12 protein-coding genes and 1 riboswitch are annotated in these 12,248 nt (G+C 72.3%); of the genes, 6 read left to right on the top strand and 6 right to left on the bottom strand.

Annotation, left to right across the window (positions count from 1 at the left end; translation table 11 throughout):
* Positions 1 to 67: 67 nt before the first annotated feature.
* The 3 genes from LHJ74_RS09775 to LHJ74_RS09785 form a co-directional block, all read right to left on the bottom strand.
* Complete coding sequence (locus LHJ74_RS09775; protein ID WP_260217505.1) at positions 68 to 1,135, bottom strand: prenyltransferase/squalene oxidase repeat-containing protein; 1,068 nt, start codon at positions 1,133 to 1,135, stop codon at positions 68 to 70.
* A complete protein-coding gene (locus tag LHJ74_RS09780; RefSeq protein ID WP_260217506.1) occupies positions 1,132 to 1,947 on the bottom strand; it encodes a class I SAM-dependent methyltransferase in 816 nt (271 codons plus the stop codon). Before LHJ74_RS09780 ends, LHJ74_RS09775 begins: the two co-directional genes overlap by 4 nt.
* A 79-nt stretch (positions 1,948 to 2,026) precedes the next feature.
* Entirely contained in the window at positions 2,027 to 3,640 is a 1,614-nt protein-coding gene (locus tag LHJ74_RS09785; RefSeq protein WP_260217507.1) for a glycosyltransferase family 4 protein, read from the bottom strand.
* Positions 3,641 to 3,863: 223 nt separating this feature from the next.
* On the opposite strand from LHJ74_RS09785, the gene LHJ74_RS09790 reads away from it, so the two are divergent.
* Entirely contained in the window at positions 3,864 to 4,487 is a 624-nt protein-coding gene (locus LHJ74_RS09790) for a TetR family transcriptional regulator (protein ID WP_260217509.1), read from the top strand.
* A gap of 366 nt (positions 4,488 to 4,853) precedes the next feature.
* Here the strand turns inward: LHJ74_RS09790 and LHJ74_RS09795 are convergent, their stop codons facing one another.
* From LHJ74_RS09795 to LHJ74_RS09805, 3 genes are read right to left on the bottom strand one after another with little or no spacing between them, the layout of a single operon-like run.
* Positions 4,854 to 5,717, bottom strand: coding sequence for a 5-oxoprolinase subunit C family protein (locus LHJ74_RS09795; protein ID WP_260217510.1), 864 nt, complete (start codon positions 5,715 to 5,717; stop codon positions 4,854 to 4,856).
* Positions 5,714 to 6,376: a 5-oxoprolinase subunit B family protein gene (locus LHJ74_RS09800; RefSeq protein ID WP_260217512.1), complete on the bottom strand. Its 663-nt coding sequence runs from the start codon at positions 6,374 to 6,376 to the stop codon at positions 5,714 to 5,716. Before LHJ74_RS09800 ends, LHJ74_RS09795 begins: the two co-directional genes overlap by 4 nt.
* Positions 6,377 to 6,402: 26 nt before the next feature.
* Positions 6,403 to 7,155, bottom strand: coding sequence for a LamB/YcsF family protein (locus tag LHJ74_RS09805; RefSeq protein ID WP_260217513.1), 753 nt, complete (start codon positions 7,153 to 7,155; stop codon positions 6,403 to 6,405).
* Between the two features lie 128 nt (positions 7,156 to 7,283).
* On the opposite strand from LHJ74_RS09805, the gene LHJ74_RS09810 reads away from it, so the two are divergent.
* The 5 genes from LHJ74_RS09810 (at position 7,284) to LHJ74_RS09830 (ending at position 11,799) form a co-directional block, all read left to right on the top strand.
* On the top strand, positions 7,284 to 7,988 hold the full coding sequence (locus LHJ74_RS09810) for a GntR family transcriptional regulator (RefSeq protein ID WP_260217514.1): 705 nt from the start codon (positions 7,284 to 7,286) through the stop codon (positions 7,986 to 7,988).
* Positions 7,989 to 8,291: 303 nt separating this feature from the next.
* A complete protein-coding gene (locus LHJ74_RS09815) occupies positions 8,292 to 9,026 on the top strand; it encodes a DUF969 domain-containing protein (protein WP_260217515.1) in 735 nt (244 codons plus the stop codon).
* A complete protein-coding gene (locus LHJ74_RS09820; protein ID WP_260217516.1) occupies positions 9,023 to 9,991 on the top strand; it encodes a DUF979 domain-containing protein in 969 nt (322 codons plus the stop codon). The genes LHJ74_RS09815 and LHJ74_RS09820 overlap by 4 nt, the downstream gene beginning before the upstream one ends.
* Positions 9,992 to 10,000: 9 nt before the next feature.
* Complete coding sequence (gene pcp / locus LHJ74_RS09825; RefSeq protein ID WP_260217517.1) at positions 10,001 to 10,663, top strand: pyroglutamyl-peptidase I; 663 nt, start codon at positions 10,001 to 10,003, stop codon at positions 10,661 to 10,663.
* Between the two features lie 89 nt (positions 10,664 to 10,752).
* Positions 10,753 to 11,799, top strand: a complete 1,047-nt coding sequence (locus tag LHJ74_RS09830; RefSeq protein ID WP_260217854.1) for a DUF2891 domain-containing protein — start codon at positions 10,753 to 10,755, stop codon at positions 11,797 to 11,799.
* A gap of 285 nt (positions 11,800 to 12,084) precedes the next feature.
* Positions 12,085 to 12,227: riboswitch (cobalamin riboswitch) on the top strand.
* Positions 12,228 to 12,248 lie beyond the last annotated feature (21 nt).

Below are 12,248 nucleotides of genomic sequence, written 5' to 3' on the forward strand. Positions count from 1 at the left end.
CCTCTCCCTTGCGGGAGGGGGGCCTTCGCCATGCGGCTGACAGCCGTCAGAAGCCAGAAGCCAGCCGTCAGCAGCAGTCCAGCGCGAGGCCGGGCGGGAGGCCCCCGTCGTCGAAGACGGTGACCGTCGGCTCGTCACCGCCCAGTGCCGCGACTGCCAGCAGCAGCGACGCCGCCGTCCAGGTCGTCTGCTCACGGGGCCAGACCGCGTCGTCCTCGAAGACGTACCCGGTCCAGTACATCCCGCCCTCGGCCCGCAGACACTGGATCCACTTCAGGATGTCCAGCGCCCGGTCCGACTCCCCCACCGCCCACAGGGCCAGGGCCAGTTCGGCGCTCTCGCCCCCGGTCACCCAGGGGTTGGGCACGACGCAGCGCACCCCGAGGCCGGGCACCACGAAGCGGTCCCAGCCCTCTTCCAGACGTTCCTTGGCGGCGGCTCCGCGCACCGCTCCGCCCAGCACCGGGTAGTACCAGTCCATCGAGTAGCGGCTCTTGTCGAGAAAGCGCTCCGGGTGGTGGCGTACGGCATGCCCGAGACTGCCGACCGCCAGTTCCCAGTCGGGCTGCGGCTCCTCGCGGTGCTCGGCGAGAGCAAGTGCGCAGCGCAGCGCCTGGTAGACGGAAGAGGAGCCGGTGAGCAGGGCGTCCGGGCAGGCGGTGCCGTCCGGTTCCCGCTTCCAGCCGATCTGGCCGCCGGGTTGCTGCAGTGCGAGCACGAAGGCGACGGCACGGCGCACCATCGGCCAGGTCTCCTCCAGGAACGCGTCGTCACCCGTGGCGAGATAGTGGTGCCAGACGCCGACGGCCGGGTAGGCGCAGAAGTTGCTCTCGCGCGCCAGGTCCGTGGGCCGGGCGGAATCACCGTCGGCGTATGCCGCATACCAGGATCCGTCGGGCAGTTGGTGAGCGGCGAGCCAGCGGTAGGCGGCCTCCGCCGCCGCGTGCTCCCCGGCGGTGTCCAGGGCCATCGCGGCCTCCACGTGGTCCCAGGGATCGAGATGGTGCCCCGTGAACCACGGGATGGCGCCGTCCGGACGCTGCGCCGCCAAGATCCCGGCGACCGTCTCGGTGGCCTGCTCGGACGTCAGCACACCGGGCAGGACCAGCCGGTCGGTGGGCTGGGGGCTCGTCACGCGGGACCCTGCGGCACGGCGGCGGGCAGTCCCGACTGGCGCGCCTGTTGCGGCTGTTGCGGCTGCTGCTGCCGACGCAACTCGTACGAACCGTGCGGCTGCCGGGGCTTCGTCGCGTACGCCACGAAGCTCTTGCCGATCAGCGGGTCGAGTGCCCGCTCGGCGAGGCGGGTGGCGAGGGGCTTCTTCATGATGTCCCAGACCAGCAGCTTGTGATACGCGCGCACCGGCAGCGCCTTGTCGTTGTCGACACCGACGGCGCACTTGATCCACCAGTACGGTGAGTGCAGCCCGTGCGCGTGGTGCGTTCCGTACGGACGCAGCCCCGCCTCCCGGATGCGCTCCAGGAGTTCGTGGCCACGGTAGATGCGGATATGGCCGCCCTCGACCTCGTGGTACGCGTCGCTGAGCGCCCAGCAGACCTTCTCCGGCCCGTAGCGGGGCACGGTGACCGCGATCCGCCCGCCGGGGCGCAGCACCCGTACCATTTCGGCCAGTACACCCTTGTCGTCGTGGATGTGCTCCATCACCTCAGAGATGATCACGACGTCGAAGCTGTCGTCGGGGAAGGGCAGCGCGAGGGCGTCCCCCTCCATCGCCGTGGCCGCGGCACCAGCCGGTGCCTCTCCGGCCTCCTCCATCGCGGCGAACCACTTCGCGACCTCGCGGATTTCCTCCGCGTTCCGGTCGAGCGCGATGACGCGCGCACCGCGCCGGTAGCACTCGAAGGCGTGCCGCCCGGCGCCGCACCCCAGGTCGAGGACACGATCTCCGGGGGCGAGCGGGAAGCGGGAGAAATCGACGGTCAGCACGTGGTCTGCCTTCTCTGTCGGCTGGCGACGGTTCGTTGCGGTGGTGGCGGGCGGGCGGGGGCGGCGGGCCGCCGTGGCGTCAGCCGCCCGCCCCCGGCGGCTCGTCCCGCCCTGCGGACGCCTGCGCGGCGGCGGCCACTTCCGATGAAACGGCCGGCGCGGTCTGCGCGTGCCGCGCCAGTGGCCGTACGGGGTCGGACGCCGGACCCGTCCCCACCGAACCGACAGCGCACGCCTGCCGCTCGGCGGCACCCGCCTCCGACGGCACGTTCGGCACATCGCGCGCCGGGGACAGCGCGTCGTCCGGGTCCGGACCCGCCGCGGACGTCCGCCGTCCGGCAGCGGCGCGCACGGGCGCGGGGTGCGCAGGCCCGGACGCGGACGCGGCGATCGCGGCGCGGTACCGCTCGACCGTGCCGCGGGCCGCCGCCTCCCAGGTGAAACGGTGCAGCACCCGCTCCCGCCCGGCAGCCCCCAGCCGCTCCCGCAGTTCACGGTCGCCGAGAAGGCGGCCGAGCGCGGCGGCGAGCGCGCCCGAGTCGCCGGGCGGTACCGCCAGACAGGTTTCGCCGTCCGTGCCCGCGACCTCGGGAATGGCCCCGCCGGTCGTGGCGACCAGCGGCGTCCCGGTGGCCATGGCTTCGGCGGCGGGCAGCGAGAACCCCTCGTAGAGCGAGGGCACGCAGGCGATCTGAGCACTGCGCACCAACCGGACCAGTTCCGGATCGCTGATGCCCTTGACGAACTCGACGGCGCCCGTCAGCCCGTACTCCTCGATGGCCGCGGCCACCGGCCCCTCCTCAGACCGCTTGCCGACCACGACCAGATGCGCCTCGGGCCGTTCCACGCGCACCTTGGCCAGCGCCTCCACGAGATGGACGAGGCCCTTGAGCGGGACGTCGGCGCTGGAGGTGGTCACGATCCGGCCGGGCACCTCGGCGACCGCCGGGTCCGGGGAGAAGAGCCGCGCGTCGGCACCGATATGGACCACGTCGATACGGTCCGGGCGTACCCCGAGGTGCTCGACGATCTCGCGCCGTGAGGTGCCGGAGACGGTCAGCACGGAGGGCAGCCGCCGGGCGACCCGCCGCTGCATCCGGGTGAAGCCGTACCAGCGGCGGACGGAGGCGCGGCGGCGGCGCCCCTCGGCCGCGTCCAGCTCCAGCCGGCGGTCCACGGTGATCGGGTGATGGATGGTGGTGACCAGCGGGAAGCCGGAGCGCGGCAGGCCCAGCAGGCCGTAGCCGAGGGTCTGGTTGTCGTGCACGACGTCGAAATCAGCACGCCGCCCGGCCAGGTGGCGCCGGGCGCGCAGCGAGAAGGTCAGCGGCTCGGGGAACCCCCCGGTCCACATGGTGCCGACCTCCAGGAGGTCGATCCAGTCGCGGTACTCGCCCGGCCGCGGGGTCCGGAAGGGGTCGGGCTGCCGGTAGAGGTCCAGGCTGGGCAGTTCGGTGAGCGTGACGCCCTCGTCCAGCACGGGGTAGGGCTGTGCACCGATCACCTCGACGGAGTGCCCGAGCCGGGCCAGCTCGCGGGACAGATGCCGCACATAGACGCCCTGCCCGCCGCAGAACGGATTGCCCTTGTACGACAGCAGCGCGATGCGCAGCGGCCGCTGTCCGTCCACGTCGCGGCTCGTCGGCCTCGGCTGGGGGCCGGACTCTGCGTCCCGTACGGCCTCTGCGGTCACTCGCGGCCCCCTTCTTCACTGCACTTCGCCGGAGCGTAGCCGCTGGCGCTAATCTAGAACAAGTTTCAGGATTGCCATCCTGCCGCCTGCTGAGCCACGAATCTACCGGCCGGTCACATCTGCGGACGTACCGGAGCGGGTGATTCGCGCCACCCGTCGCCGCCTGCGAGGATGCACCGATCCGGTAGCGCGGGCCAGCCGCCGGGGAACGGGGAGGGGACCGATGGCGACACACGCCGAACCGCCGTCCTCGCCGCCGCTGACCGTGCGCCAGGAGGCCAGACGGCGCCGCATCCTGGACGCCAGCACGGAACTGGCCAGGCGCGGCGGCTTCGACGCGGTGCAGATGCGCGAGGTGGCCGAGCTCTCGCAGGTCGCCCTGGGCACGCTCTACCGCTACTTTCCTTCCAAGGTCCATCTGCTCGTCGCCACCATGCACGACCAGCTCCAGCGGATGCACGAGGACCTGCACCGGCACCCGCCGTCCCAGCCCGATCCGTCCGCCCGCGTCGCCGGAACCCTGATGCGCGCCTTCCGTGCCATGCGCCGCGACCACCACCTCGCGGACGCGATGGTGCGGGCGCTGACCTTCGCGGACAGCTCGGTCAGCGCCGAGGTCGACGCGGTCTCCCGGCTGACGACCACGATCATCCTCGACGCGATGGGGCCGGATTCCGCACCCACCGCCCGTCAACTCTCCGCCGTCCGGGTCATCGAGCACACCTGGCACGCCGCGCTGATCACCTGGCTCTCCGGCCGCGCCTCGATCGCACAGGTCCAGATCGACATCGAAACGGTCTGCACCCTCCTCACCACCCCGAAACGCGGCCCCCGCAGCGGAGCCTAAGCCTCGGGCACGCGCCCAGGGCGGTGCCGGACGAAGTCCGGGCACCTGCCTCTGGGCTCCGGAGCAGAGCCGGGGTCCCATCGGCCCGGGACCCAAGGCCGGAGACCGGGGACACCGGGCGGGATCCGGGGCGAAGCCCCAGCTTCGGCAAGGGGCAGCCCAGGGGCAAAACCCGCCACAGGCACCAGCGGGCGGGCGGAGCCCGAGCACCAGAGGTCCGGAGCCAGCGCAGGGATCCGAGCCGGGCCAAGGACCCAGGGCCGCAGGCCGGAACACCAGGCGGGATCCGGGGCGAAGCCCCAGCTTCGGCAAGGGGCAGCCCAGGGGCAAAACCCGCCACAGGCACCAGCGGCGGGCGGCCAGAACCTAGCGGACCGCCCAGAAGCGCACCGCCGTGCCGGGCGGCGCCTGCCCCGCACCCGCCAGCGCTTCCTCCGGCACCACCCCGATCACCGGATAGCCCCCCGTCACCGGGTGGTCGGCGAGGAAGAGGACGGGCCGCCCCTCCGGCGGTACCTGAAGCGCACCGAGTGCCATGCCTTCGCTGGGCAGTTCACCCTCGCGTGCGCGTTCGAGCGGCGGCCCTTCCAGCCGGAGTCCGATGCGGTTGCTCGCGGAGGCCACCCGGTAGGTGCCGGTGATCAGGGTCCGGTGCGCCGCGGCGGTGAACCAGTCGGCGCGTGGCCCGTAGACGACCGGGAGCACGAGTTCGCCGGGCGGTGCCTGCCAGTGCGCGGCACTGGCGGGTGCGGGCGGGGCGGACGGCGGTGTGCCGAGGTGCAGCAGGGTGCCGTCGCGGAGCGGCTCGGGACCGAGCCCTGTGAGCAGGTCGGTGGCGCGGCTGCCGAGCACGGGTGTCACGTCCACGCCGCCTTCGAAGGCGAGGTAGCCGCGTAGCCCGTGGGTGACGGTGCCGGTCGCCAGCACGGCACCGGCGGGCAGGCGTACGGGCGTTCCCCAGGCGGCGGGCCGTCCGTCCACGGTGACCGGGCAGGGCGCACCGGTGACTACGGCCGTGGTCGGGCGCAGTGCGCGGACGGTGCAGCCGGTGAGCGTGGTCTCCAGGGTGGCGGCCTCTGGCGGGTTGCCGAGCAGCCGGTTGGCCAGCCGGTGCGCGGGCTCGTCCAGGGCGCCGGAGCGGGGTGCGCCGAGATGCGCGTGCCCGGGGCGGCCCAGATCCTGCACGGTGGTGAGCGCGCCCGCCCGTACGATCTCCAGCGCGGCGGTCACCGCGTCTCCTCCGGTACGAAGCGGACGTGGGTCCCTGGCGTCAGGAGTGCGGCCGGGGTGCGTTCCGGGTCCCACAGGACGGTGTGGGGGGCGGTGCCGATCAGCTGCCAGCCGCCGGGTGAGGCACGCGGGTAGACGCCTGTGTACGCGCCGGCCAGCGCCACCGCGCCTGCCGGGACGCGGGTGCGCGGGCTGGCGCGGCGCGGTACGTGGTATTCCTCGGGCAGTCCGGTGAGATAGCCGAAGCCGGGCGCGAATCCGCAGAAGGCGACTCGGAATTCGGTGGCCGCGTGCATCCGTACGACCTCGTCCGGCGGGACCCGCCACAGCTTGGCGACCTGCTCCAGGTCCGGACCGTCGTAGCGGACGGCGATCTCGAGGGTCGCGTCCTGTCCCGGTGTCAGTGGCGGTATGGCCCACTCCGGCAGTCGGGCCGCCAGCCGGGCGGGTTCGGCCAGCCCTTCGAGCAGTACGGTTCGGGCGCCGGGGACTATTTCGCGTGTGGCGGGCAGTTCGCCCGCAGTGCGGCGGCGCAGCAGTTCGGCGTGGAACGCCTCGGCGGCCTCGGCGGTGGGGAGTTCGACGAGCAGTCCGTGCCGCCCCACCGGCAGGACGCGGAGGCCGTGCTCCTCCTCACCGGTCGCTCGGGCACCGGTCATGCGGGCACCGGTCATGCGGGCACCGGTCATGCGAAAGCCCGGAGCGTGACTCCGGCCGCCGTCAGCTCCTCCCGTACGAGACGGGCGAGCCGCGCCGCCCCGGGGGTGTCCCCGTGCAGGCACAGCGAGCGGGCGCGCAGGGTGAGCTGCTGCCCGTCGGCCGCCGTCACCCGGCTGTCGCGGGCGATTCCGACGGCACGCTTGACGACCTCGGCGGGCTCGGTGACCACGGCGCCGGGCTCGGAGCGCGGCACCAGGTTGCCGTCGGGCCGGTAGCCCCGGTCGGCGAACGCCTCTTCCACGATGGACAGCCCGGCCGCCGAGGCGGCTGCGTGCAGGGCGGAGCCGGGGAGGCCGAGGACCGGCAGCGGCGTACCGGACAGGCGTACGCCCGCCACGACGGCGGCGGCCTGCTCGGCGTCGCGCGCGGTGCGGTGGTAGAGCGCGCCGTGCGGTTTGACATAGCTGACCGTGGCTCCGGCCGCGCGTGCGAAGATTTCCAACGCGCCGATCTGGTAGGCGACTTCGGCTGCCAGCTCACCGGCCGGGACGTCCATGGCGCGGCGCCCGAAGCCTGCCAGGTCACGGTAGGAGACCTGAGCACCGATCCGCACACCGGCGGCGGCTGCCTGCTCGCAGACGCGTCGCATCGTGGCCGGGTCGCCGGCGTGGAAGCCGCAGGCGATATTGGCGCTGGTGACCGAGGCCAGCAGCGCCTCGTCATCGGTCAGTTCCCAGCGGCCGAAGCCTTCACCGAGGTCCGCGTTGAGGTCAATCACCTCACCCAAGCTATGGGATTGTTCAACAATTTGGCAAGAGGCTTGTTGTTACGTTCCGCTTTCTCCGCTTGACTGGATCACTGGATCAGCATCCGCCCTGGGCCGCCCGAACAACTCAGAGAGGCACCATGACCGACGCCGGCCTCGCGCTGGAGGAACTCGCCGCCGACCGCGCACTGCTCGGCCGCACCAGCACGGCGGAGCGCGTCGCGAGCATCCTGCGCGACCGGATCGCCCAGGGGCTCTTCCACCCCGGGGTCCGGCTCTCCGAAGAGCGCATCGGCGGCGCGCTCGGCGTCTCCCGGAACACCCTGCGGGAGGCGTTCCGGCTGCTGACCCACGAGCGGCTGCTCGTCCACCGCCTGAACCGCGGGACATTCGTGCGCCGCCTCACCGAAGCAGACATCCTGGACATCTACCGGGTTCGGCATCTCATCGAGTGCGCGGCCATCCGGGGGCTCGGCACCCCTCCGCACCGGCTGGACGAGGTGGCGGCGGCCGTCCGGTCCGGCGAGGAAGCGGCGGCGAAGGGCGACTGGAAGGATCTCGGGACGGCCAACATCCGCTTCCACCGCGCGATCGCGGGCCTGGCCCAGAGCACCCGGACCGACGACATGATGCGCGCCGTACTGGCCGAGCTGCGCCTGGCCTTCCATGTCATGGACGATCCGCGCCGCTTCTACGAGCCCTACCTCAGCCGCAACCGCGAGATCCTGACCGCGCTGGACTCCGGTGACACGGAGCGAGCGGAACGCCTGCTGGGCTTCTACCTGGAGGACTCCCGCCGCCAGCTGGTCGAGGCATACCCCGACCGGCCCGCCGAGGACGACTGACGGGCCGGCCCGCCCCCACTCCCCGCACCCGACCCGCGCCCGACCTGCCCAGCAGCCGCCCGCCCGCGACTCACGGCACGGCTGGCCCAGGACTGCGCCCGGGACTTCACCCGGGACGGTCTCAGGACGACCGGTACGGCCAAGGACGGCCAGAGGCACCCCGGGACGACACGACACCAATCGATTCCGCATCACTCCTCGTAACACTCTTGTCGGATCGTTGAACAATCCTCTAGCCTCCCAGCAATTCGCTTCTCGTACCCCTGAGGCGCAACTGCTCGTACATCGGAAGGCCGAGGCGACATGATCGTTCTGCTCGGCGTCCTCGTGGTGGTCCTCGGATTCGCCACACGACGCAACCCCCTGCTGGTGGTCGGAGTGGCCGGGATCGTCACCGGACTGCTGGGAAAGCTCTCACCCGTCGAGATCCTCCGGACCTTCGGTGACAGCTTCGCTTCCAGCCGTTCGGTGACGATCTTCGCCATCACCCTGCCCGTCATCGGACTGCTGGAGCGCAACGGCCTCCAGCAGCAGGCCCGCACCCTCATCGGCAAGTTGGGCAAGCTCACCACCGGGCGCTTCCTCACCCTCTACCTGTTCCTGCGCCAGCTGACCGCAGCCGTGGGCCTGCAGACCATCGGCGGCCCCGCGCAGAGCGTGCGCCCGATGATCGCCCCGATGGCCGAGGCCGCCGCCGAGCGGCAGAACGGCGGACGCCCGCTGCCGGAGCGGCTGCGCGAGAAGGTCCGTTCACACGCGTCCGGTTCGGACACCGTCGGGCTCTTCTTCGGCGAGGACTGCTTCCTGGCCGTCGGCTCCATCCTGCTGATCACCGGCTTCGTCAACAGCACCTACGACACCCATCTAGAGCCGCTGCAACTCGCCCTGTGGGCGATCCCCAGCGCCGTCTGCGCCTTCCTCATCCACGGTGCGCGGCTGCTTCGCCTGGACCGGACGCTGGAGCGCGAACTCGCCGCCTCCAACGCCGGTTTCACCGCCCACGACGGCGGCAACGCAGCCCAGGAGAAGGTCACATGATCCAGTCCGAATGGTTCTTCTGGCTGGTCGGCGGGGTGTTCCTGCTGATGGCACTGCAGATGTCCGTCGACCGCAGCAACCCCAAGCGCCTTGGCTCCACGGTCTTCTGGGGGTTGCTGGGCGCGTGCTTCATCTACAGCAGCTGGGTCACGGACAAGACAGCGCCCGCGGAACCGCTGGGTGTCGCCGTCCTCGTCATGATCTGTGTCGGCGGCTTCGGCCTCACCGGCAAAGGCGTGCCGCGCACCACCGACGAGAAGGAGCGCACGGCCCTCGCGGCCCGCTGGGGCAACAAGCTCTTCCTCCCCGCCCTCACCGTCCCGCTGGTCGCGGTTGTCTGCGCCACCCTCGTCGACAAGGTGCGCATCGGGGGCGAACCCGTCCTGGAGGACGGCAGCGAGACGATCCTCGGGCTGGGCCTCGGTGCGCTGGCCGGCCTCGGCGTCGGCATGTGGGTACTGCGCGAGCGGAGGATCAGCGTGCCGGTGCACGCGGGACGCGGCCTGCTGGAGTCGATGGGCTGGGCACTGCTGCTGCCGCAGCTGCTGGCCGTGCTCGGCGCCATCTTCCAGGAGGCCGGGGTCGGCACCCAGGTCGGGAAGATCACCGAGTCGGTGCTGCCCGACGGGCAGCGGCTGGCAGCCGTCGCGCTCTACTGCGTGGGCATGGCGGTGTTCACCCTCATCATGGGCAACGCCTTCGCGGCCTTCCCGGTGATGACCGCCGCCGTCGGCTGGCCCGTACTGATCGAGCAGATGGACGGCAACCCCGCCGCAGTGCTGGCCATCGGCATGCTCGCGGGATTCTGCGGCACGCTCTGCACCCCGATGGCCGCGAACTTCAACCTGGTGCCCGCCGCACTGCTGGAACTGAAGGACCAGTACGGCCCGATCAAGGCCCAGGTGCCGACCGCCATCCCGCTGCTCGGATGCAACATCGCCCTCATCTACTTCTTCGCCTTCTAGAGGTGCCCCGTGTCCGCTGAATCCTCCACTTCCAGGGTCCTCGTCACCGGCTTCGAGCCGTTCGACGGCGAGGCGGCCAACCCCTCCTGGCAGGCGGTCCGGCTGCTCGCCGAACAGCCGCCGGACGGGGTCGAGATCACCGCCGTCGAGCTGAGCTGCGTCTTCGGCAGGTCCCTCGACGAGCTGCGCGCGGCCGTACGGGAGGCCGACCCGGCTCTCGTCCTCTGCGTCGGCCAGGCCGGAGGCCGCACCGGTCTCACCGTCGAACGCGTCGCCCTCAACGTCGACGACGCGCGCATACCGGACAACGCGGGCCACCAGCCCGTCGACGAACCGATCGCCGACGACGGGCCCGCCGCGTACTTCGCCAGCCTCCCGGTGAAGGCCTGCGTCGCGGCCGTACGGGAGGCGGGCCTCCCCGCCGCCGTCTCCCAAACAGCGGGCACCTTCGTGTGCAACCACGTCTTCTACGGGCTCGCGCATCTCATCGCCACCGAACGCCCGGCCCTGCGCGGGGGTTTCGTGCATGTGCCGTACGCCACGCACCAGGTGGTGGACGGCGCGGCACCCTCGATGTCGCTGGCCGACATCGCCACCGGCCTCGGCGCGATCCTCACCACGGCCGTCAGCCGCACAACTGACCTCCGGCTGCCGGGCGGAGCGACACATTGAGCGACATCGGACACCTCACCTCATCCGGCACCGAACCGCACGCCGCCCCAGGCGGCACCGGGAGCCGGAACCCGCCCCGCAGCGCCGCGCTGGCCGCACGCGCGGACACCTACACCCGGCTGGCCCTCGCCAACATCACCCGGGAATACCCCTACTCCCCCGCCCACCTGCTCCGCGGCCCCCAGGACCTGGTCCCACCTCGCACCTGTCACCCGGCGTTCTACGGGGCCTACGACTGGCACTCCTCGGTGCACATGCACTGGCTGCTGCTCCGGATGCTGCGCCGCTACCCCGACCGCGTCGGACGAGCCGACGCGGCAGCGGTCGCCAGCGCGCTGGACACCCACCTCACCCCCCGCGCGCTGGCCACCGAATGCGCCTATGTCCGCGCCCACCCCGGCTTCGAACGGCCCTACGGCTGGGCGTGGTCGCTGGCGCTGGCCGCCGAGAGCAAGGCGCTCGGCACCGAAAGCTGGTTCACCGCCCTCGAACCGCTCAGCTTCACCGTGGCCGAACTCCTGCTGTCCTGGCTGCCCCGGGCCACCTGGCCCGTACGGCACGGGACGCACGCCAACAGCGCGTTCGCCCTCGGGCTGATCCTGGACAGCGCCGAACAGGCCGGGGTGCCGGAGCTGATCGAGCCCTGCCAGGAGAAACTGCGGGAGTGGTTCCTCGCGGACCGCGGCCCGTCCCTCCGCTGGGAGCCGTCGGGACAGGACTTCCTCTCCCCCTCACTCTGCGAGGCGGACGCGATGCGCCGGGTCCTCCCCGGGCCGGACTTCGCCGGCTGGCTCACGGTCTTCCTTCCCGAACTCTCCAGCGAACCGAGCGCGTTCCTCACCCCGCCCCGGGTCTCGGACCCCTCCGACCCCCAGATCGGGCACCTGCTGGGACTCTGCCTCAGCCGCGCCGCCGCCCTGCGGGGGCTCGCCCACGCCCTCCCCGACGGCGACCCGCGCCTCGCCGCGCTCACCTCGGCGGCGGACACACACCTGGCGGCCGGTCTCCCGGCGACGGTCTCCGGCGACTTCACCACCGACCACTGGCTGGCCACCTTCGCGGTCCTCGCGCTGGAGCAGGACACCCCGCCGACCTCTCCTGCACGGGCGGCACCACCGGATCGCGTACGCGGGTGACGTACCGGGGGCCTACGACCTGGTGCACGCGGCGGGGCGCACGCGCGGCGGCCCTCAGCGCCTGACCGACGGCGCCGGGACGTGCAGCACCACGAGGGCGATCGCGACGGTCAGCTCCCGCTCCGCGTCATCGAGCCGCGGTGAGACCGCTGCCGCGGGCCCGGCGGAATGGCCCCGAGCGCACAGCGGCAGCGCAGCGTCATCCCCGGATCGTCCGAGGGGCGGTCCTCGCCGCGGTCGCCGTCAGCGCGTAGGAGCACCGGAGGCGGGCCCGCTAAGGTGGGCAGCGAATCGAATGCCTTCGATCGGGAGAAGCCGGTGCGAATCCGGCGCTGACCCGCAACCGTGATGGTGGCCGAAGCGCGCCCTGCCGCAGCGCGCGCACGGACACCCGAGCCGGAGCCCCCGGTCGCAGGCAGGCTTTCGGAGCCGCGCTCCCGCCGCAGGGC

Origin of the sequence: Streptomyces gossypii, from assembly GCF_025165795.1 — a bacterium.
Lineage (GTDB): Bacteria > Actinomycetota > Actinomycetes > Streptomycetales > Streptomycetaceae > Streptomyces > Streptomyces gossypii.